Source organism: Rathayibacter sp. AY1E2 (assembly GCF_002932325.1).
In the GTDB taxonomy this organism is placed as follows: Bacteria; Actinomycetota; Actinomycetes; order Actinomycetales; family Microbacteriaceae; genus Rathayibacter.
This window is the reverse complement of sequence record NZ_PSVO01000008.1, coordinates 65,396-88,615: the sequence shown is the minus strand read 5'-3', so window position 1 is coordinate 88,615 and position 23,220 is coordinate 65,396. Positions and strand designations below refer to the sequence as shown.

Sequence of the window (23,220 nt, the reverse complement as noted above, 5' to 3'; positions counted from 1 at the left end):
GCTTCGAGACACCGACCCGCACCGACCGAGGAGGAGCGATGACCGACACCCTGCTGTCCCTGTCCGACATCGCCGCGCTCGCCGGCGTCCAGCGCCCGACGGTCTCGGCTTGGCGCTCACGGGCTCGCGGCAGCGCCGCGCCGTTCCCCGCGCCCGTGACTGGAGCGGTCGGCTCGGAGCGCTTCTCCGCCGGTGACGTCTCCGCGTGGCTCGCTGCCACCACGAAGGGCAACAACCCGGACGCGACTGCGGACGTCCTCTCCTTCGGTCGAGCAGCGGATCGCGAGCCCGACGCCTTCGACGCCCTCGTCGCTCTGCGCGCGCAGCTCGGCGAGGAGCTGGCCGCCGTCGACGATCTCGTCGCGACCGCTCGCGGAATCGACCCCGGCGACGCCTGGCTCGTCTCCGAGATCGAGGCGCTGGGACCCCACCTCGTGACAGCCGCCCTCGAGGCCGATGCCGCTGTCGAGGCGGCCTGGACTCCCGGCGCGGCCTTCGACCGGGCACGGCCGGCCGCTCCCGAGCGCACCGCACTCGACCCGGAGGCGGAAGCTCTCGTCGCCGACCTCGCCCTCGTCCTCGCAGGAGGCGACGCCACCGGGACCGTGGTCGACCCGACCGGCGTCTGCGCAGCGCTGATCATCTCCGTCGGCATCCGCGCGGGCGACGGCGGCGAGATCGACGCCGTCCTCGGAGCTCCGTCCGACGCGAGCGCCGGACGCCGCGCGCGCCGACGGCTCGCCGCTCACGGTGTCCGCTGGCGCGACCTCAGCCTCGACGAGGAGACGAGCGGGAGCGCCGTGGAGACACTCGTCGCGCAGTTCCCGCACGAGGGGGCGACGACGACCGCGGCCGTCCCCGTGCTGGAGGCGATCGACGAGCTCCTGCTCGGCATGCCCTCCACCCAGCGCGGGGTGATCATCGGCCCGGCCGCGGCACTCTGCGATCGCCTGCCGGCCGCCGCAGCGAACATTCGGCGAGACGCGCTGCGCGACGGCCGCATCGGGGCGATCGTCCGACTCCCCGAGGGCCTTCTCCCCGCTCATCCCCGTCAGTCCCTCGCCCTGTGGGTCGTGGGCCCGGCCGACGGCAGAGTCGAGGAGGGTCGGCGGTGGACCCTGCTCGCCGACGTCGGTGAGCGGACGCTCGACACGGCGGTGCGGTCACTGATCGTCGGCGACGTCTTCGCCACGATGGGCCGGGCGGCCGATCTGAGGGCGCACGCCTTCGCGTTCGGCCGAGTGGAGGCCGCCACCGCGGTCCTCGCCCAGTCCGGCTCCCTCCTGACGCAGCGCAGCCGCGGGCCGCAAGTGGGTCGTGTCCCGTTCGACGCCGCCGCTGCGCGAGCCGTCCGGATCGAGCATCTCCTCGGGGTCGTCGGCGGGAGGGTCGCGGACCTGGCCGCCGAGCCGGTGGCGGCCGACGCCGAGGTCGCGTCGCTCTCTCCGCAGTCGATCGGCACCCTGTGCACCTCGAAGGCTCTGCGCTACCGCGCGGGCACCCGCCTCACCGAGGCCGAGATCGGAACCACCGGCCACGGCGTGCTCGGTCTGCCCGAGCTCCTCGGCGAGACCGAGCGGGGCTCGCGCCGCGTCGGGATCCTCGAGTTCGAGCGGGCGCACGGACGATCAGCGCGCACGCAGCCCGGCGACATCGTCTTCTGCACCTCGCCGCTCGCCGCGATCGTCGACCACGAGGGCGGCTCCGTCGTCGCCTCCCCCGCCCGCATCCTCTCGATCGTGGATCCGGACTCGGGCCTCGTTCCCGACCTGCTCGCGGCCGACATCGCCGGTCGGCCCCCGGGCTCCCGCCGCTGGCGCGACTGGACGGTCCGCCGGGTCGTGCCCGAGCGCGTCCCGCCCCTGATGTCGGCGCTGTCGCGCATCATCGAGCTGCGGGCCGAGACCGAGCGTCGACTCCAGGCCCTCGACGAGCTCGAGACCCTGATCGCGGACGGCGCCGTGCACGGCAGCATCCGCCACCCTCTTCTTCCCACCCGCACCGAGACCGCCGCCGACGACGTCGACGGCACCGCACAGAAAGGCAGCTGATGGCACCCCGCCTCGCCAAGACCGCCGTCCCCCTCGCCCCGTCGACGATGAAGGAGCTGAAGGACACGCTGTGGAAGGCCGCCGACAAGCTCCGCGGCTCGATGGACGCCTCGCAGTACAAGGACGTGATCCTCGGGCTCGTCTTCCTCAAGTACGTCTCCGACGCCTTCGAGGAGCGCCGCGCCCAGATCCGTGCCGAGCTGACCGCCGACGGCCTCGACGAGGACCAGATCGCCGAGCTGATCGACGACGTCGACGAGTACGTGGGACGCGGGGTGTTCTGGGTGCCGGCGCCCGCGCGCTGGAGCCACCTCGCCGAGAACGCGAAGGGCACCGAGGCGACCGCCGCCGAGCCCGCGCGGTCGATCGGAGAGCTGGTCGACGCGGCCATGGGCCTCCTGATGGAGCACAACAGCGGCCTCGCCGCAACGCTGCCGCAGATCTTCAACCGCGACAGCGTGGATCAGCGACGTCTCGGCGAGCTCGTCGACATCTTCAACTCCGCGCGCTTCACCGGCGAGGGATCGACGCGGGCCCGCGACCTGCTCGGCGAGGTCTACGAGTACTTCCTCGAGAAGTTCGCCCGCGCCGAGGGCAAGCGCGGCGGCGAGTTCTACACGCCATCGAGCGTCGTCCGGGTGCTCGTCGAGGTGCTCGAGCCGCACGAGGGCCGGATCTACGACCCGTGCTGCGGGTCGGGCGGCATGTTCGTGCAGACCGAGAAGTTCCTCGAGGCGCACGACCGCGAAGGCAGTGACCTCTCCGTCTACGGACAGGAGCTCAATGAGCGGACCTGGCGGCTCGCGAAGATGAACCTCGCCATCCACGGCCTGAACGGCAACCTCGGCCCGCGCTGGGAGGACACCTTCCGCCGCGACCAGCACCCGCAGCTGCAGGCCGACTTCGTGCTCGCGAACCCGCCGTTCAATGTGAAGGACTGGGCGCGCAACGAAGAGGACCCGCGCTGGGCCTACGGAGTGCCGCCGGCGAACAACGCGAACTACGCCTGGATCCAGCACATCGTCTCGAAGCTCGCCCCCGGCGGCAGCGCCGGCGTCGTGATGGCGAACGGTTCGATGTCGTCGAACTCCGGCGGCGAGGGCGCCATCCGCGCCCAGCTCGTCGAGGCGGACCTGGTGCAGTGCATGATCGCCTTGCCGACGCAGCTGTTCCGCAGCACCGGCATCCCGGTCTGCGTCTGGTTCCTGGCGAAGGACAAGACGCCGGGGCGCGGAGGCGTCGCCGACCGCCGCGGCGAGGTGCTCTTCATCGACGCGCGGAACATGGGCTACATGGTCGACCGCGCCGAGCGGGCGCTGAGCGACGAGGACATCGCGACGATCGCGGGGACCGTGCACGCCTGGCGCGGCACACGTTCCGCCGGCGGAGCCGCCTACGAGGACAGGGCGGGCTTCTGCTACTCGGCGAAGAACGCCGAGATCGCGGCGAACGACTACGCGCTCACGCCGGCGCGCTACGTGGGAGCGGCCGAACTGGCCGACGACGGGGAGCCGCTGGAGGAGAAGATCGCGCGTCTGCGCGGCGAGCTCCTCGCGGCGATGGACGAGTCCGACCGCCTCGCCGCGGTCGTGCGCGAGCAGCTGGAGCGTGTGCTGTGAGCGTCACCACCATCGCCGCACTCTCCGCAGCCGGTGAACTCCACTACAGCGATGGCTATCGGACGCAACGAAGTGAACTCGCCACATCCGGGTTCCAGATCCTACGCGTCGCCGACATCAGTAACGGATCGATCAAACTCGACGGAAGCGATTTCGTTCATGCGTCTAGAAGGCGAGCCATCGGCGCGAAGGAGGCGATGGAAGGCGACATCGTCTTGACCACAAAAGGAACGGTCGGCCGAATCGCGATAGTCCCGTCCTTACCGCGACAAGCCGTTTACAGCCCACAGGTCTGCTACTTCCGAATTGCCGACGGATCTTGTATCGATAGGAGATGGCTTTTCTACTGGTTGCAGAGCGAGCAATTCTGGAGCCAGGCTCGCGACCGGATGAACAACACCGACATGGCGGCCTACATTAATCTTTCTGACATGGGTTCTCTCGCTCTCGAGATTCCCACCAGGAGCGACCAGATTGCGATCGCGGAGGTGCTGGGCGCACTCGACGACAAGATTGCCGCCAATCAGCGCACCGCGCATGCGTCATGGGCCCTCTCCGCCGCTCTATACTCGCAAGTCAGTCGGAATGCCGGCGGCTCGGTGCTCCTAGGTGACCTTGTGGCAACACAATACGGCCTCACAACTCCGGCCACGGGCGGACCCGCGCAACTACTTCGTGTGACGGATATAAATAAGCGCCCTTGGATTACGTGGGAATCAGTCCCATTTTGCGATCCGAGTCCCGCGGACATGATTAGGTACAAGTTAGCTCCCGGCGACATCGTCGTCGCCCGAATGGCCGATCCTGGAAAGTCGGCGTGGATCTCCTCCGACCCGCTGGAAGCGGTGTTCGCGTCTTATCTGGTTCGCCTTAAAGTCCACGACCCCACTCAAAGTGCATTCGTTTATCACTTCCTTCAATCGCAGGCTTATTTGGACTACGTGCAGTTCTCCAAGCAAGGGTCCGTCCAGTCGAACATGAATGCAAAAGTTATCGTCAACTGCCCGATGCCCGATCCAGGGAAAGTAGACCTGAAAACTTTCAACGAGAAGGCGTCGTTGCTCCGACAGACAATTGACATTTCCCTTGCGGAAGCGTCACGGCTGGAAGCACTCCGCGACACTCTTCTCCCCGCCCTCATGTCCGGCAAGCTCCACGTCAGGGACGCAGAGCGCGCGGTCGAGGACGTGCTCTGATGGCCGGGTTCTCGGAGGCGCAGTGGGAGGAGCTCGCGCTCGACAGGCTCGGCGAGGAGCACCTGATGTGGCAGCCGCTCCGCGGTGAGCAGATCGCCCCGGGGACGGGTGAGCGCGACTCGTGGGCCGAGCTGCTCATCCGCCCTCGTCTGATGACGGCGCTGCAGAAGCTGAACCCGACGATCCCGCCGACCTATCTGGCGCAGGCGGCGGCCGAGATCGCGACTCCCTCCTCGCAGGACGCGATCACCGAGAACCACCGGATCCACCGCTTCTTCGTCGAGGGGTACCGCCTGTCCTACCTCGAGGCCGACGGCGTCGAGCGCAACGTCACCGTGCGGCTCCTCGCCGCGGAAGCCGACGACAACGACTGGCTGGCGGTCAACCAGGTCACGATCCAGCAGGGCGATCACAAGCGGCGCTTCGATCTCGTCCTCTACCTCAACGGCATGCCGGTCAGCATCCTCGAGCTCAAGAAGGCCGGCAGCGACGCGGCGAAGGTCGCCGCCGCGCACGCGCAGCTGCAGACCTACCTGCGCGAGTTCCCGCTCGCGTTCCGGTTCTGCGTCTTCACCGTCGCCTCTGATGGGCTCGAGGCGCAGTACGGCACCCCCTTCACTCCGCTCAACCACTTCGCGCCGTGGAACGTCGACGAGGAAGGCAAACCGGTCGGCCGCGACGAGCGCGAGGACGGCAACGTCGTCACTCCGCTCGAGCGCGCCCTCGACGGGCTCTACAACCAGACGCGGTTCCTGCAGATCCTGCGTCACTACACCGCCTTCGACCAGGGCGCCGAGGGCCTCGAGAAGCGCATCGCCAAGCCGCACCAGTACTTCGCGGTGGCCAAGGCCGTCGGCCGCACGATCACCGCGGTCGACAGCAACGGCAAGGCGGGCGTCGTCTGGCACACGCAGGGCTCGGGCAAGTCGATGGAGATGGAGCTCTACACGAACCTCGTCGCCCGGCACCCGCACCTCAAGAACCCCACGGTCGTCGTCATCACCGACCGCACCGAGCTCGACGGGCAGCTCTTCTCCGGATTCGAGCGCAGCCTCCTGCTGCCCGAGAAGCCGAAGCAGGTCACCAGCCGAGCGGAGCTGCGGGAGCAGATCGGTAACAGGCTCACCGGTGGCATCTACTTCACGACCCTGCAGAAGTTCGGACTCAGCAAGGAGGAGCGCGAGGCGAAGGCAGCACATCCGCTGCTGTCGGACCGGCGCAACGTGATCGTGATCGTCGACGAGGCGCACCGCAGCCACTACGACGACCTCGACGGCTACGCCTGGCACCTCCGCAACGCCCTGCCGAACGCCACGCTGATCGCCTTCACCGGGACCCCGGTCAGCTTCGACGACCGCGACACCCGCGAGGTCTTCGGCGACTACATCGACATCTACGACCTCAGCCGCGCGGTCGAGGACGGTGCCACGGTGCCCGTCTCGTTCGAGCCGCGCCTGATCAAGGTCGAGCTGGCCGAGGGCGTGAGCCAGGAGCAGATCGATGCGGCCGCGGACGAGTTCACCGTGGGTCTCGACGAGACCGAGCGGACCCGGATCGAGCAGAGCGTCGCCGTCATCAACGCCCTCTACGGTGCCCCCGAGCGGATCGACGCCCTCGCCGCCGACATCGTGCAGCACTGGAGCGAGCGCAGCGAGCGGATGAAGGCGGCCATCGCCTCGCCCGGCAAGGCGATGATCGTGGGGGCGACGCGCGAGATCTGCGCCCGCCTCTACTCGGCGATCGTGGCACTGAAGCCGGAGTGGCATTCCGATGACCTCGCCGGCGGCCGCATCAAGGTCGTCTACTCGGGCACTCCCTCCGACGTCTCGCCTGTCGTCGAGCACGTGCGCCGCGACTCGCAGAACGCGACGGTCAAGAAGCGGATGAAGGACGTCGACGACGAGCTCGAGCTGGTCATCGTGAAGGACATGATGCTCACCGGCTTCGACTCGCCGCCACTGCACACCCTCTACCTCGACCGTCCGCTCAAGGGTGCGCTGCTCATGCAGACGCTGGCGCGCGTCAACCGCACCTTCCGCGGCAAGCAGGACGGCCTGCTCGTCGCCTACGCCCCGCTGGTCGACAACCTCACGGCCGCTCTCGCCGAGTACACCGCGGCGGACCAGGCCGAGAAGCCCGTCGGCCGCAACATCGACGAGGCCGTCGGGATCGCGATCGAGATGGTCGCCGAGCTGCGCGAGCTCCTCGCCGACCACGACTGGAAGACGGAGGCGTCGTCCCCGCACCCCAAGGCGTATCTCAATGCCGCCTCCGGTGCGGTGAACTTCCTCCGTTCGCGGTCGAAGTCGACCGCCGAGGGCCAAGAGGATCCGGCGGCACGGTTTCGCGCGCTCGCGAGCAAGCTCTCGCGCGCGTGGGCGCTCGCCTCGGGCGCGCAGAATCTCGCCGAGCTCCGTCCCGAGATCTCGTTCTACGAGGACGTGCGGATCTGGATGGCGAAGTTCGACGCCGAGGACCGCCACGCGAACGGCGAGCCGATCCCCGCCGAGATCGAGCGCCTGCTCGGGCAACTGCTCGCCCAGGCGACCGCGACCGGCGAGGTGCTCGACATCTACGACGCCGCCGGCATGCCGAAGCCGTCCCTGGACCAGCTCACTCCCGAGTTCGTCGAGAAGACGCAGAAGGCGCGCAACCCGCACCTGGCGATCGAGGCGCTGCGCAAGCTCCTCGTCGACGAGTCGAGCGCGGCGACCCGCAACAACGTCGTGCGCAGCCAGGCGTTCTCCGCTCGGATCGCGGAGCTGATGACGAAGTACACGAATCAGCAGCTGACCTCGGCCGAGGTCATCGCAGCGATGGTCGAGCTGGCCCGCGAGATCTCGGACGAGGCCGACCGCGGCAAGCGGTTCGACCCTCCGCTGAGCAGCGACGAGGTCGCCTTCTACGACGCGGTCGCGCAGAACGAGTCGGCGGTGACGCTGCAGGGCGAGGACACGCTCGCGCAGATCGCGCGCGAGCTGGTGCAGACGATGCGCCGCGACGTCCGCACCGACTGGACGGTCCGCGACGACGTCCGCGCGAAGCTCCGCTCCTCGATCAAGCGGCTCCTCGTGCGCTACCGGTACCCGCCGGACCAGCAGGCCGGCGCCATCAAGCTCGTGATGGAGCAGATGGAGTCGATGGCCCCGCGGTACGCGACGGAGCGGGAGGCGGCGCTGTGAACCGTGTGTTCGTGGCAGCGGACGACACCTCGAGGTCTGAGACGCTGACCCCGACATCGCCAGAACCGACGTCGGCCTGATTCACCGATCATCGCGCGACGCCACCACCACACCGCTTCGAGCGGCAGCCCGCCGGCTGAACACGAACCAACAGAGGGGAACGACCATGACCGAGGACCAGACCACCGAGACCGTCGACGAGGCGATCGCCGTCGAACCGATCACGCTTCAGACCGAGCTCCCAGCGGAGGAGGCCGTCCACGACATCGCGAAGGCGGTCAGCGCCCGCCACACGATCGCGCGCAAGTACGTCCTGAGGCTGCGGCGCAGGCGCCCCGATGCGACGCCCGCCGAACTGGTGCGGATGCTCGAGCGCCACTACGGCACCTCCATCACCGCTGCGGGCGCCCTGATCTCGGCGGGCGCCATCGCGGCCGACGTGGGCATCGCGATGATCCCCGGAGTGGGAGCCGCTGCCGCCGGAGTGAAGAGCGCCGGCACGCAGGCCGCGAAGAAGGCGACGAAGGAGGCGACGAAGGCCGCTGTGAAGACGGCCGCGAAGAACGTCGCCCTCGGCGCCGCGAAGTCGGGTGCGCAGCGGGCCGCGAGCCTCCTCCCCGCCGGAGACGAGCAGCTGCAGTTCGAGATCACAGCGATCTTCGCGCTGGCGATCGCCGACATACACGGGATGGACCTCGACAAGGATCAAGCGCAGGCGCTGGTCTACGGTCTGACGAACGATCGGGTGGGAGGCGCGCAGATCGCGGCCATGGCATCCGACGTCGCCGCCGTCTCCACCGGCGACACGGTCACCGGCCCGTCGAAGACCGTCGAGCGCTCCCCCTGGGCGAGCACTCTCGCGAGGTCCCTCCCTGCCGGTGGCGCCCAGGAACTCGTCCAGACCATCCAGACCGGCCAGCTCGCCGGCGTCCGCGACACGTTGAGCGGCAAGCAGCAAGCGGCGGTCGACTACGGAGTCGGTGCGCTGTCGGGAGGGATCGTCCGCTTCGTCTTCGGTCGCGAGGTCATCGCCGCGTCCCGCGCCGCCTTCCCGGAGGCGCCCGAGGAGTTCCCCGTGCACCTCGCCCACGTGGAGGTCGTCGACGGGGAGGACGAGGACGCGGAGCCGAACCGCGCCCTCGCGGCGCTCGAGGACGCGGCCAGGTCGACCGGGACCTGGGTCGCTGGTACCGCCGGCGCTGTGGGTGAGGGAGCTGCCAGTGCGGCCGGCGCGCTGTCGAGGCCGTTCCGCAGCGTCGACCTCGACGGCGACGGCATCCCGGACGAGGCTCAGGCGCTCACCGCGGTCAAGGGCGCCGCGTCTGCAGTGGCGGGCGCCGCCGACGCCGTCGGCGGGAAGGTCGTAGGGCTGTTCAAGCGGAATCGCGACTGATCCGTCGAATCCCGGGTGGTCGTCCCCGGCGCCGGTGTCTCTCGAGGGAGCGGTGTCGGGGTACGCCGATCGGCTCTCAGCGATGCCGCCGTCGGCGCAGCCCTCATGACTCGATCGGGATCGTCCCCGATGTCTTGAGGACATCAGTGGCGAATTGGTGATTGTGGTGACGTCGGAGCGGGTTCATGCCCTGCCTCATCAGCATGACGACGAGACGGTAGACCTCGTTCAGAACGTGTTCGTCCTTCAGAACCGCGTCCAACGAATCGAGCCCCACGGCGTCGATCGTCCACACCCGCTCCGATACCGCCCTATAGGGGACTCGTCGAACCGTCGAGTCCGGAGCGTCCACGTGCGCCAGAGCCGATCGCACTCTCCTCCCCGACGCCTCAGGATGCAGATTGAGGAACCAGCGCAGAGCCTTCCGGCCGTTCAGGGTCTCCTCGAAGACTCGCAGGATCTCCAGACGTCCGGCACTGAGTGTGCACAGACGTCGCCACCCGGCGCTCCGGTTCGTGGAGGGCAGAGCCGTCAGCGTCCACAGGAGCTCCTGCGTCTGTGCCGGACTGGGGAACGACTCGAGGAGCAACGTCCTCAAGGAGGAGACGAGGCCGGAATAGTCCTCATGGAGACGCAGTCGTTCCCAGCTCGCATTCGTCTGTCTCCCACTGAGCGGAGCGACCGTCTCCTCGAGAAGTCGACCGCGGCGCTCGCGCTCCCAGGGCAACGCGAGGGATGCGCCCTCCCTGACGGTGACGATCAGGTCGTCGAGCCCACCGGGACGGGATGTGAGGAGAACGTTCCGTAGAGGTCGTGTCTTCTGGACGTGCTGGATCACAGCGAGTTCGAGTTCGTCCAGGCGTTCAGGTCGGCATTCCGCGAATCGTGCGGTGGTCACGTCGCTCCACCGACGCCGATGAGACGCGAGACGAGTACGCGCGTTCACGGACTGACCGACATAGGAGGCGCCGTCTTCGAAGTCCAGCCAGTAGATGCCGCATCGGGAGCGATCCTCGACGAAGAGTGCGAGCGATCCCCCGTCCCTGACGTCGTGCTCGGTGAAATGGAGTTCCTTGAAAGGAGACATCTGCGCACGCTACCGGAGCACCACAGCATGAACCGGAGAAGCTCCAGGCAGGCCATGGCCCCTACCCCGGCTCGACCGCGGAGAGCGGACGAGTGTTTCCCCCGACATCGGAAATACCCCCGATCCCCACTTGTCGGACCGGCGGGTGGCGCATGTGCAGTCGGGTCGGAGGTTCGACCGCCGTGGACCGGATACGGCCGGTTCGTCGAGGACGACCGGCGGATCGTTGTCGGAGCAGTCCGCTACCGTGACGAGAAACAGGGGGTCAGGCATGGTCATCGGATACAGAGCCGTACTCAGGCTGGACGATTCGGCCGATGCGATCGACGTGGCGGAGAAGGCTCTCCAGGAGTGGTTGAGATCCAAACTCCGGTCGGGGTCGAAGCGCGGCAGACTCGAGAAGGCCGAGTGGGTCGGGGAGGGCGAATTCGATCTGGGTGGGAGCGGTCGACTCATCGCCACCCATCGCGACGATCCGACGAACAGCAGATGGCTCCGCCGCTACCGGTTCTCGGAGACCAACTCGGGTAAGACGTTCGACGTCTCCGTCCTGGCGATCTCCGCGCCCGGGTCCCCCGGATTCACGCAGTCCCTGGTCGTCGAGGCCGGCGTCACGGGTCAGGGTGACGCCGATCCGGTCGAAGTCGTCGCACCTCCGAACATCGTCGGCACGCTGCTCCGCGACGCCGTCGTGGTCGAGGGACGGACGCGGCTCACGGCGGCGCCCGTCCTCATCCAGGACGCCGGAGGAGTGGCCGACGTGATCGCCGCCCTCACCGACCCCACTCGGACCTGCTCGGTGATCGTCGCGACATCGGTCGACTCCGAGACCGACCAGCAGTTCACCCGCATCGTCGCGAGCCTCACGAAGAAGAGCCACGGGGTGGCGACGACCTTCGTCGTCAGCGCGTCAGCTGCTGAGCTGTTCGAGCAGCGCCTCCCCGACAGCCACCAGGTGCCTCGTGGACGAGTGCGGACCTTCCTGCCGGACGTCGATCTCACTTCCCGTCAGGACGCCCTCCGGCACCGCGTCCTCGGGCCCGCCACCTTCGCACGGTCGATCTCCAACGGGCACGTCTCGGAACGCCTCCAGGTGACGCATGCGGCCGCGATGAAAAGGCGGTTCCTCGCCCTCGGTCTACCCGACGATGTTCGACTCGCCATGGAGGAGCTGGCGCAGGCGGAGAACAAAGTGCACCGACGGGCTCTCGTCGACGCCCGCGTCGCCGCTCCGGATCCGGCAGTCCCGCCCGCACCCGCGCCGGCTCCGGCGCCGGTCTCTGCTCGATCGTCGGTCGATGCGGGTACGTCGTTGGAGAGCCTTCTGTCCTTCGCCGACGATCTCCCGGAGTCCGACGCCCGTCCTGTCGGCGTCCCCCTCCTGACCCGGGTCCGCGGGCTGGTCAACCGCTGGCTCCACCGGGACGACGCCGACGAGAGGACGATCGATCTTCTCGACCAGTTCATCGAGACCCGAGCGTCCGAGGTGCTCGTCGCCGAGGAGGAGCTCGAGCGCCAGGGTCGCGAGCAGGCCGCCCTGACGAAGGAGAACACCGAGCTCAACCAGCGGATCGACTCAGTGTTCCTCGATCTCGCGGTCGAGAGCGAAGCACTGCGCCGAGCCGAGCGCGAGGCTCGATACTTCCGCGAGCAGCTCGCCGCACTCCAGGCCTTCGAGAAGCTCGACGTGCCGCTCGATGCGCGGTGGGAGCCGCCGGGCTCGATGTCGGAGGTCATCGCCACTCTGCTGCCCGATGAGACCTCGGACCCCGAGAGAGCCTCCATCGCGAAGCGGGTCGTGTTCTGCGGACGCGCTTCCGACGCCGAGGAGGTCGACAAGCGGGACGGCCTCGGACAGTACTCCTCGAAGGTCTGGGAGTTCGTGCACGTCCTGCACGACTATGCGGAGGCGAAGGCGAGCGGCTGGGAACGCGGCACGGTCCACACGTACCTGACCTCCGACAGTGCCCCAGCCGGCTTCAAGTGCCCGGCCTCGCGTCACGCGGCGACTGAGAGCGAGTCGGTCCTCGCGAACGCCGCCTGGGCGCGCGAACGAGTGCTGCCGGTTCCGGACGACGTGCACCCATCGGGATCCGTCCTGATGCCTGCGCACTTCAAGGTGTCGACGAACGACTCCTTCGCGCCGAGGATGCACTACTTCGACGACACGGATCGCTCCGGGAGGATCTACATCGGATACATCGGACGTCATCTCACGAACACCCGTACGTGATGGCCGGCCCGGTGCCGGAGAGGGATGAGCAGTTCTTCCGTGCCGGATCGCGAGTATGCGTGCGCATCAATAGGATCGACCGACGCCGTGTCGCGCCGCGCCGCGGACCTGAGGGGGATTCCGTCGAATGAATGATCTCGAGTACCGCCGACTCGTCGACCGAGCACTGAATGCGGTCGTCGACGGACTGCTCCCGACGGTGAACAGCGTGCTGGCGTCCCACATCGGGCCGGATGAGGACTGGACCGTCGTCCTCCGACGTCACGACGAGGCCAACCCGAACCCTCAGAACAGGAACCAGCGATACGGCGAGCGCGACTTCAATCAGCTGGTGCGACTGCTCACCTCGGATCTCGATCCCCTGGGTCGGCCGTTCACCCGCGCGATATCGCCTCTGGCGGAGGGATCTCTCAAATACCTCCGGAAGGTGCGCAATCTCTGGGCCCACGGTGAGCAGTTCGACCGCCCGATGACCAATCGTGCCATTCAGGCCGCTCAGACCCTGCTGCAGGAGGTCGCGATGGACCACCTCGCAAAGGAGCTGGGCGAGGTGCGGGGCCGGATCCTGGCGGAGGCCGACGGCGTGGAGAAGGCCGACCTCGCCGAGGTCGCGCCGCCCTCGCGGACCGAGGTCGCACCGGCCGAGACGGCGGCGGGAAGCGAGACGGCGACCGAGCCGGCATCGGTGGCTTCAGGCTCAGAGGACACGCCCGTCGAGGGCATGAATGCGCCGAGCACTCCCACGAGCGAGCCTCCGTTGCGGCGCCCGCGCGGAGCGGCCCGCTACGAGGGGCTGACAGTGGTGGTCGACGAGGTTCCACCGGCTCCTCGCATCACCATCCAGCTCGAGACCCACGACGAGCTCTCTTACGCGATGGCCAGCGCTCGGATCCAACCGGTCAAGCGCGTGCTGATCAGGAACGGCGGGGACGAACTCCGCGGTGCCTCTCTCGATCTGGAGGTCGTGGACGCGCACGGTTCGCTGGGAGGCCCGCGCACCATCCGTCTCGACCTGGGTGCCGAGCAGGACAAGGACCTGGAGAACGTCGCCCTCACTCTCGACCCCCAGCGCATGCTCGCAGTCGAGCAACGGCGGTCGGGAAGCATCCGCGCGACACTCCGGACCGCCGACGGCGACAAGGTCGCGAGCACGAACGTCGATGTACTGGTTCTCGCTGCCAGCGAGTGGCGGCTCGTTCCGACTCAGCTCGGGCTGGAGCTTCTTCCGTCCTTCGTGCAGCCGAATGCGGTCGTCGTCGAGAAGGTGCTGCGCGAGGCAGCGGACCTCCTCGGCGAGGCGACGGGGAACTCAGCGCTCAACGGCTATCAGACCCAGGACCCGACCCGGGTCGATGCGATCGCAGAGGCGGTCTGGGACGCGATCAGAGCCAGGAAGATCGCGTACACCGAACCGCCCGCAAGCTGGGGCAGAGTGACTGAGGACGGACGTAGGGAAGGTGGTCAGAAGACTCGAACGCCCGCTGAGGTGCTGGACGGGCGACTCGGCACCTGTCTCGACACCACCCTGACGCTCGCCGCTGTTCTCGAGCAGGCGGGCATCAACAGCACTCTCTGGCTCACCAAGGGGCACATCTTCCTGGGTTACTGGCGAGTCGATCGCACTCTCGGTGCCGCAGCGTCGATCGATGTCGGCACGGCCATCAACCTCGCCGACAGCGATCTGATCCGCGTCGTCGAGACGACCATGCTCACCGGAGAGTCCGCGACCATCGCCCAAGCCCATCGCGAAGCCCGCGAAGAGCTCGCCGACAAGAGCGATGACCTGAAGGGTGTCGCTGACATCAGAGAGGCTCGCAACGGCGGCGTCTATCCTCTGCCGAGTCGGGCGGTGACGTCCGAAGGCGTCGTGACCGTGCACGAGTACAAGCCCGGTGATTCGGAGATCGTGTTCGACTTCGCCGGTGCAGGGCGCGGTCGCAGGCGTGACACGACCACCGGCCCGGCCCGCGTCGCGACCTGGAAGAACGCGCTTCTCGACCTGAGCCTCCGCAATCGACTGATCAACTACACGGACCGCGCGGGCTTCTCGCTGGCCGTGCCGGGAACGGATCTCGCCCGCTTCGAAGATGTGATCAATCAGGCGACCCCGATTCAGCTGGTGCCGTCCGACAACGTCTCCGAGATCGCCCGGGAGCGCGGAATGCAGAACGGGAAGGACCTGCCGAGCGAGATCCGGACGGAGATGCTGTTCGACAAGAAGCAGGTCTTCGTCAATGTCACCGCCGCCGCCTACACCGACAAGCTCCGCAAGTTCGCCGCGTCGGCGAAGACGATCGTCGAGGAGACCGGCGCGAACAACCTCTACCTCGCGTTCGGGACTCTGCACTGGACGCTCGACGACCGGGAGCTCAGGTCGCCGATGGTCCTCGTGCCGGTCACGATCAAGGAGACGGCCCGCGGCTCCGTCTTCACGATCACGCTCGACGAGTCCGGCTCGTCGACTCCCAACTTCTGCCTGGTGGAGAAGCTCAAGGTCAGCGTCGGACTCGACCTGCCCGGCCTCGCCGCGCCGGCCGAGGACGAGTCGGGCATCGACCTGCGCGCCGTCTTCGACTCCGTGCGAGCGACCCTGACCGAGCGCGGCCTTCCCTTCCGCGTCGAGGAGACGGTCGACCTCGCGGTGCTGCAGTTCGCCAAGTTCCGGCTGTGGCGTGACCTCGACGAGCAGTGGGAGGTCCTGGCCCGCAATCCCCTCGTCTCCCATCTGATCAACACGCCGCTCGAGGCGTTCGAGGACCCGGCGGGCGAGGAGCTCGACCTCGATCTCGACGAGCTCTCCGCCCAGGTGCCGGTTCCTGCCGACGCCTCGCAGCTCGAAGCCGTCGCGGCCGCAGTGGCCGGGAAGACGTTCGTCCTCGAGGGCCCTCCCGGGACGGGCAAGTCGCAGACCATCACCAATCTGCTCGCGAGGTCGCTCGCCGAGGGCAAGCGCGTCCTCTTCGTCGCCGAGAAGCGGGCGGCACTCGACGTCGTGAAGCGGCGCCTGGAGGAGGTCGGGCTCGGCCCCTTCTGCCTCGACCTCCACGACAAGGGCGCCCGTCCGGCCGAGGCCCGGGCGCAGATCCGCGCCGCGCTCGACTTCTCGGTGCAGCCCGACTCGCACGGCTTCGCGATCCAGCAGGACACGGTCGAGTCGACGACGCGCCAGCTGCGCCGCTACGCCGACCACGTGCACGAGGAGAACGGCGCCGGATACTCCCTCTACGAAGCGCACCAGCGGGAGGTCCTCGCCGAGGAGCACATCCAGGCTCTCGACGTGCCGCGCCGGTTCGTCGAGAACGGCACGCTCGAGCAGTTCGACTCGATCCGGCGGGCGCTGCGGCTGCTCCCGGACGACTTCCACGCGGCCCGGCCTCGGCCTGGGCACCCGTGGTCCTTCGTCTCCCCCTCCCGCCTCGCCCCCGGCCTCGCCGGGGAGGTCGCCGACGCGGCCGACGAACTGGACGCAGTGCTCCTCGAGCTCGATCGCCTCGACTTCCCGGCACCGGCGCTGGCGGCGGCGTCCGACCCGGCACTGCTCGAGCCGGCGATCCGCGCCTCGGAGGCGGACGAACGGCCGCTCGCCACGCTCGACCTGTTCATCGAGCAGGGATGGGACGCGCACCTCGCCCACGCGCAGGAGGAGCTCCGGCGCCTCGCCCCGCTCCGCTTCGACGTGCTCGACGTCATCCACGAGAGGGTGATCGACGCGGACCTGGACGACATCCGGGCGGCGGCGGTCGCCGCGGACGGAGCCGGGCTGCTCGCGCGCAAGAAGCTGCGCCGGTCGGTCCGCGACCGCCTCGCTCCGTACCTCCGCTCCGGACCGGAGAGCGTTCCTCTCGACGGCCTCGTCGCCCTGATCGACCGCGTCCTCCTCGCTCGTCAGCACGCCCTCTACCTCCGCGAGCTCGTCCGGCAGGTTCCCGCACCGATCGCCCCCGAGCGGTGGAACGCCTTCGACGGCGAGACCCTCCGTCGGATCTCGGCCGAGATCGGCGTGCTGCGCACCCTGCGACGGCTCGTCGTGGTCGGCGAGGAGGCGAACGGAGCGGTCGACCGCGACCTGATCCGGTCGGTCTACGCCCGTCCCGACCGCGCGGTCCTGGGCGCGGCACTGCAGCGCTTCATCGACGCCCACCGCTCCCTGCTGCAGGTCGCCGGAGCACCGTCGGAGGAGCTGTCCGACTGGGCCGGCGGCAGACCCGTCGTGGAGGCCTGGCGGCAGTCCGCGACCGAGCGCGGCAGCGGGCGAGGTGCTGTCCGCTCGCTCGAGACCTGGCTGGCCTTCCTGGAGCGCCTCGAACCGCTCCGGGAAGCGGGGATGTCGACGGCCCGCCGGCAGTACCTCGAGGGCGGAGGAGACGTCGACGACGCGCTCCTGGCCTTCGAGAAGGGTCTCGCCGCCTCCTCGGTCGATGAGCGGTTGGCCAGCACGGAGCTCGGCGGGTTCCAGACCGCCGCGCACGAGCGGCTCCTCGGCCGTTACACGACCAGCGCCAGCGCCGTGCGGAACGAGCTGCCGCGCATCATCCCGTCGCAGGTGCTCGCCCGTCGGGACCTGAGCTCGCTTCCCGCATCGATGATGGGCGGGCTCAAGCGCCAGCTCGAGTACAAAGCGCGCGGCTTCAAGGTGCGCCGCCTGATGAACGACTTCGGTCCGCTCATCACCCGGCTCGCGCCCTGCACCCTGATGAGTCCCGAGTCGGTCGCCCGGTTCCTGCCGGTCGACGCGGACCTCTACGACATCGTCGTCTTCGACGAGGCGTCGCAGGTCCGGGTCGCCGACGCCGTGGGTGCGCTCGGACGGGCGCGCAGCGCCGTCATCGTCGGAGACAGCAAGCAGATGCCGCCGACGAGCTTCGCCGAGACGGGCGCGGTCGAGGACGAGACGCTTCCGGCGGACACCGTCGTGGACGAGGAGTCGATCCTGTCCGAGGCGTCGCAGGCGAGGGTCCCGTCGCGCTGGCTCTCCTGGCACTACCGAAGCCAGGACGAGCGGCTCATCGCCTTCAGCAACAGCCGCTACTACGACAGCCGGCTCTCGTCCTTCCCGACCCCGCACGCCGATGACGCCGGCGACGGGCAGGAGGGCTACGGCATCTCCTTCGTCCGCGTGGCGGGCACCTTCATCCGCACCGGTCGAGGCAAGGCTCTGCGCACGAACGCGGCGGAGGCCGAAGCGATCGTCGCCGAGGTCCACCGCCGCTTCGACGCGTCGCCGGACGTCGTCCCGTCCCTCGGCATCATCACGTTCAACGCGCAGCAGCGCGACCTGATCGACGGCCTGCTCCGGAGCTCGTCCGATCCCCGCATCGCCCGGTCGCTCGACGTCACCGACGGGCTGTTCGTGAAGAACCTCGAGAACGTGCAGGGCGACGAGCGGGACACGATCCTGTTCTCGATCGCGTTCAGCGCGAACGAGAAGGGCATGGTCCCTCTGCAGTTCGGCCCGCTCACCCGTGCCGGGGGCGAACGGCGCTGGAACGTCGCCATCACCCGCGCCCGCCGGGAGGTCGTCCTCTTCTGCAGCTTCGACCCGGCCGAGCTGCGAGCGGACGACACCCAGTCCGTCGGTGTGAAGCACCTGAAGGCCTATCTGCAGCTCGCGCAGGCGGGCTCCGGTGGAGTGAACGACGCCCTCGACAGGCTCCCGCACCCCGACGCGCACCGCGACGAGCTCGCCGCGGCCCTCATCGAGGCGGGCCTCGCCGCTCGCATCGACGTGGGCCTGTCGGAGTTCCGCGTCGACATCGCGCTGGCGACCGCGGAGCGGCCCGGCCGGCCTCTCGTCGCCGTGCTGCTGGACGGAGCCTCCTGGCGCCGTCGTCGCACCGTCAGCGACCGCGACGGACTCCCCGGCGCCGTGCTCAAGAACGCGATGGGCTGGCCCGCCGTCGAGCGGGTGTGGCTGCCGGAATGGCTGGCCGATCGCGACGCGGTGATCGAGCGCCTGCGGGACGCGGTCCGGCGAGCGGACGATCTGGTGCGGGACGAGCAGGCGTCGACACCTGAGGTCGAGCTGCCGGAGGCCGAGCCCTCGGCTCCGACCCCGCCACAACCCGAGGTCGTCGATCTCGTCGCCGACGCACCGGAACTGGCACGGAGCTTCCACGTCGTCGCCGGGACCTTCCGATCACGCTCCGAGCCCGTCTCCGTACCCGCAGCACCGGAGCGGCCCGGGGCGAACGGACAGGGCGGCATCACGACGTACACCGCCTGGCGGGAACGCGTGGTCGGGTCGAAGGACGTGCTGAACGCCCTCCCCGCAGAGTCGTCCCGCCGCGCCATCGCCGAGCTGGTGTCCGAGGTGGTCGAGGCGGAGGGGCCCCTCCACGAGACGCGCGCGGCCAAGCTCATCGCCGGGGCCTATGAGCTGAACAAGGTCAGCACAGCCCGGGTCGACAGCATCGTCGACTGCTTCCCCGAGCACTTCCGGCGCCTGGCGGATCCGGGATTCCTCTGGCCTGCGGGTCTCGGGCCCGACGACTACGACGGGGCTCGGACGGGTGTCTACCTCGGAGTCGACCGGGTGTACGAGCACATCGACCCCTTCGAGGCCGCGAACGCCGTCTCGCAGTGTGTTCGCGCGACGCCCGGTATCGATCACTACGCCCTGGTCAGGGCGACGATGACCACTCTCGGAATCCTCCGCATGACCGACAACATCCGCGGTCTGGTCGCTCAGTCCATCGACGATGCGGTTCGGCAGGGGAAGGTGGTGCTCGGAGCATCCGGCGGGTACTGGGTTTCCTGACGCCGATCACACGCTGATCGCGTGCTCGGGCGGATGACTGCCGCCCGAGCATGTCCGCACTCCCCCAGCCGCCCCTGTCCGATCGACTCAGCCCAGACGGCCCGCCGCCTCAATCCCGCCCCGCACCCCACTCCCGCAGCAGCTCCCGCTCCCGCTCCTCCCCCAGTCCGGCGCCGCGTCCCGGCACGTGCGCGGCCGCCGCGTCCCGCAGCGTCTCGGCGAGCTCGCGGCGCTCGAAGCCCGCGGCCTCGGCCCGTGCCGTCGAGCGGGCGTTCATGCCGCGCCAGTCCGGGTCCGCGATCCACAGCGGGAGCGAACCGGGGCCCGCCCACTGGCCGACGCCGCGCTCGAGCAGCCACTCCTCCGGCACGGCGACCGGCTCGGCGGACGACCCGCCGCGCGCCACGGCGAGGTGCTCGCCGAACGGCACGGGGGTCCCGCAGACGTTCATCACGCCCTCCACCCGCGCCTCGGCGGACGCCACCAGCCAGGCGGCGAGGTCCCGCACGTCGACCACGGACGTCGGCAGCTCGGGCGCATCCGGCACCAGCACGGGCCGGGACCGCGCGCTGAAGCGCCAGGGCGAGTAGGAGGAGCGGCTCGTGGGGTCGCCGGGGCCGCCGATCAGGCCGGCGCGCGCGATCAGGGACGGCGCGGATCCGGCAAGCACGGTCTGCTCGCAGGCGGCCTTCGCGGCGCCGTACGAGGCGGGGTCGTCGGAGGGAGGGAGCAGCTCGGCGTCCTCGTCCGCGCCGACGACCGCGTTCTCGGCGTAGACGCTCGTGGTCGAGACGAGGACGTAGGCGCTGCAGCGCAGGTCGCGGACGGATCGGCGGACGTGCCGCGGGGTCGAGGAGACGTCGATCACCGCGTCCCACGGTGCCGCAGCCACGGCGTCGAGAGCGTCCTCGCGGTCGCGGTCGGCCCGGACGAGAGACACCCCCGCGGGCACGGCCGTCCCGCGCACGAGGCAGGTCACGTCGTGGCCGCGCCGCAGCGCCTCCGCCGCGAGGTGCCCGCCGAGCCAGCCCGTGCCTCCGAGGATCAGCGTTCTCATCCCCGCATGCTCGCACGGGCTCCTCTCGCGAGGCCCGTTGAGGTGCCCGAGACGGTTCCGAGAACGCTGAAACAGCTGCATCCTCGGGCGACTCGACGCGGTGCGCGCCGAGCGAGCGCCTCAGCGACAAGGGCCCCCTCCACGAGCCCCCGCACACCCGACCACCCGAGCCCGCCCGCGTCCTCTGTCCGGAATCACGCGGGCGGCTCGGGTGCCCGAGCGGCTCACACGACGACGAAGGCGTCCAGGATCAGCGAGTTGCCCGTGGAGGCGGCGTTGCGCTTGCTGCCGCGGCGGATGGTGATGGTGTGCTCGCCGGCGCTGAGGGTGCTGCTGGTGAACACGGTGCGGGCCGAGCGGTTCGTGGCGCTGTAGCGGTCGACGGAGGCGACGAGCACGCCGTCGATCAGGACCTCGTTGATGCCGGAGGTCGGGGTGATCCGGCTCACCCAGCTGACCTTCGTGCCCCGGAAGCGGAGGGTCGCCGAGGCCGTGGAGGTGCTGGAGTACGAGATGCTGCCGCCGCTGTCGGCGGTGCTCGAGAGCGTCGCCCAGGTGCCGACCGTCGCGATGACGGCGGCTCCGTTCTGGTACGTCCCCGCCGCCGGCAGCGTCGAGGTCGGGGTGGGCGTGGACGTGGCCGTCGGGGTCTCGGTCGGAGTGGGCGTGTCGGTGGGCGTCGGCGTGTCCGTGGGCGTCGGCGTGTCCGTGGGCGTCGGCGTGCTGGTCGGAGACGCCGTCGCGGTGGGGGTGGGGGTCGACGTGGAGACGGTCCCCGCGGTCACGACGAAGGCGTCCAGGATCAGCGTGGATCCGGTGGACGCCGGGTTGCGTGTCGTCCCGCGGCGGATCGTGACCGTGTGGGTGCCGGCGGCGATCGGCCCGCTCGTCCACACCGTCTGACCCGAGCGGGTCGTGGGGCTGTAGCGGTCGACGGTGGCGACGAGGACGCCGTCGAGCAGCACCTCGTTGATGCCGGAGGTCGCCGTCATCCGGCTCACCCAGCTGACGCCCGTGCCCGAGAAGCGGAAGCTCGCGGACGCTCCGGCCGAGCTGGAGTAGCTGATGCTCCCACCGCTGTCGGCGGAGGAGGAGATCGTGCTCCAGGTGCCCGCGGTCGTGATGAGCGGCGAGTAGTTCTGGTAGGTGCCCTCGCCGGGGATCGACGAGGCGGGCTCGTCGGGCAGCGGAACGACCGGCTGCTCCGCGAGCCAGCGGTCGAACGTGTCGAGCATGTCCTTGTTCGTCAGGCTCGGCACGTTGTGGCCGTTCGGAGCGCCGTCGGTCGGCGTGTAGAGGACCACCGCCTCCTTCGCGACGGGCTTCGCGAGCGCGACCCACGCCCCTCCGTGGACGGCGATGGGGACGAGGACGTCCTCGGTCGAGCCGGTCGTGCGGATCCGCGCCCCCGCCCACGAGGCCTGCGGCAGCAGCGCGGGGTCGGTCGCCGGGATCGTCGAGGGGTCGTTGTCGTAGTCCGGCAGGACGCGCTCCGGGTCGCGGCGGGCCATGTCGGCCATGTCGTAGACGCCGGCCGCGTGGTACGCGCCGCGGATCTCGGGGACCAGCTTGTTGCCGTACGCCCAGCAGAGCAGTGCGCCACCGCCGGAGTTCGAGCGGAGGAAGCTCGCCCCGATCCGCCACGTCTTCTGGAACCAGGCGACCGCGTCCACCTGCATGGCGACGGCCCGCTTGTTCGTGTAGATGCTGCCGCCGTAGTTCGGGCAGATCGAGATGACGCCCTTGTCGACGGCCTGGTCGGCGCTGTACTGGTAGGCGCCGGACAGGGCCGCGTAGGTGCTCCCGTTGGCGTGGTAGTACCAGTAGACGACCCGGCCGATCCGCTGCGACGGGACCGCGGTGTGCGGGACGAAGAGCCGCGCACGGTCGGTGCCGATCATCACGTCGATGATCTGGTACGGCTTCTTCCCCACGCGCGAGATCGCCGTGTCGCTGCGCCCGAGCTCGTTGGGCAGCGGCGGGATCACGCTGTAGTCGGGCGCCGCGGACGCGGTCATCGCGTAGGCGAAGGCGGATCCGACGCCGAGGGCGGCTCCGGTGAGGACGAGACGGCGGCTGTGGCGCGCAGGAGAGGACATGGGATCCCGACGTGGAGAGGGCTGCTCGGTCGGCGGAGCCTGACCGGAAGGAGTGAGGGGGGTGCTGCGGTCCGGATCGGACCACCGTGGAGGGGGCGCGGTGCGGTCCTTCGGGGGACCGTGCGGGCGGGCAGGCGCGAGTGCATCCTCCCGCGTCCGCCGCGCGACCGCCAGACCCGCTTCAGGGACACCCGCGGCGGCGCTCCCACCTCGCATCGAGCGGCGGAGGGACGCGAGAAGGTCCTGGTGAGAGCGCTATCTCGCGCCACTGCTCTGGAGATGCCCGCCACGGGAGCGGAACCGCATCGTCCCGGTGGCGGGACACCGGGGCGTCACGGGGCCGGCACGGATCCAGGCCGCGTTGCGCCCGGCGCGAGGGCCATGCGCACGTCAACACTCTCGCGGGAGACCCCCGGATGAGTCTCGTTATCTGAGCACGACCTGATCGCTGGTTCAGCGCCTGCTCTCCCCCCTCTGAGTGCCGACCGGATCGAGGGTCCGTCGTCCGCCGCCCACGTCCCGTCTCAGGGGGACAGGGCGACTCCG

Annotated in this window: 10 protein-coding genes; 7 read left to right on the top strand and 3 right to left on the bottom strand. The window is 69.5% G+C overall.

Annotated features, from left to right (window positions below; translation table 11 throughout):
• Nucleotides 1-38 precede the first annotated feature (38 nt).
• From C5C49_RS08375 to C5C49_RS08355, 5 genes are all read left to right on the top strand, one after another.
• Entirely contained in the window at nt 39-2,051 is a 2,013-nt protein-coding gene (locus tag C5C49_RS08375) for a hypothetical protein (RefSeq protein ID WP_104345915.1), read from the top strand.
• Entirely contained in the window at nt 2,051-3,670 is a 1,620-nt protein-coding gene (locus C5C49_RS08370; protein ID WP_219814581.1) for a class I SAM-dependent DNA methyltransferase, read from the top strand. Before C5C49_RS08375 ends, C5C49_RS08370 begins: the two co-directional genes overlap by 1 nt.
• Entirely contained in the window at nt 3,667-4,866 is a 1,200-nt protein-coding gene (locus tag C5C49_RS08365) for a restriction endonuclease subunit S (protein ID WP_146084869.1), read from the top strand. The genes C5C49_RS08370 and C5C49_RS08365 overlap by 4 nt, the downstream gene beginning before the upstream one ends.
• Nucleotides 4,866-8,048: a type I restriction endonuclease subunit R gene (locus C5C49_RS08360; RefSeq protein WP_104345913.1), complete on the top strand. Its 3,183-nt coding sequence runs from the start codon at nt 4,866-4,868 to the stop codon at nt 8,046-8,048. The genes C5C49_RS08365 and C5C49_RS08360 overlap by 1 nt, the downstream gene beginning before the upstream one ends.
• A 166-nt stretch (nt 8,049-8,214) precedes the next feature.
• Complete coding sequence (locus tag C5C49_RS08355; RefSeq protein ID WP_104345912.1) at nt 8,215-9,441, top strand: hypothetical protein; 1,227 nt, start codon at nt 8,215-8,217, stop codon at nt 9,439-9,441.
• Nucleotides 9,442-9,544: 103 nt separating this feature from the next.
• On the opposite strand, the gene C5C49_RS08350 is transcribed toward C5C49_RS08355, so the two are convergent.
• On the bottom strand, nt 9,545-10,528 hold the full coding sequence (locus C5C49_RS08350) for a GIY-YIG nuclease family protein (protein ID WP_146084868.1): 984 nt from the start codon (nt 10,526-10,528) through the stop codon (nt 9,545-9,547).
• Between the two features lie 355 nt (nt 10,529-10,883).
• Between C5C49_RS08350 and C5C49_RS08345 the strand changes: the two genes are divergently transcribed.
• Nucleotides 10,884-12,761, top strand: a complete 1,878-nt coding sequence (locus C5C49_RS08345; RefSeq protein WP_146084867.1) for a hypothetical protein — start codon at nt 10,884-10,886, stop codon at nt 12,759-12,761.
• Between the two features lie 127 nt (nt 12,762-12,888).
• A complete protein-coding gene (locus C5C49_RS08340; RefSeq protein WP_104345909.1) occupies nt 12,889-19,518 on the top strand; it encodes a DUF4011 domain-containing protein in 6,630 nt (2,209 codons plus the stop codon).
• 109 nt (nt 19,519-19,627) lie between these two features.
• Here the strand turns inward: C5C49_RS08340 and C5C49_RS08335 are convergent, their stop codons facing one another.
• Complete coding sequence (locus C5C49_RS08335) at nt 19,628-20,575, bottom strand: NAD-dependent epimerase/dehydratase family protein (RefSeq protein WP_104345908.1); 948 nt, start codon at nt 20,573-20,575, stop codon at nt 19,628-19,630.
• Nucleotides 20,576-20,799: 224 nt separating this feature from the next.
• On the bottom strand, nt 20,800-22,674 hold the full coding sequence (locus C5C49_RS16955; protein WP_181135738.1) for a hypothetical protein: 1,875 nt from the start codon (nt 22,672-22,674) through the stop codon (nt 20,800-20,802).
• Nucleotides 22,675-23,220 lie beyond the last annotated feature (546 nt).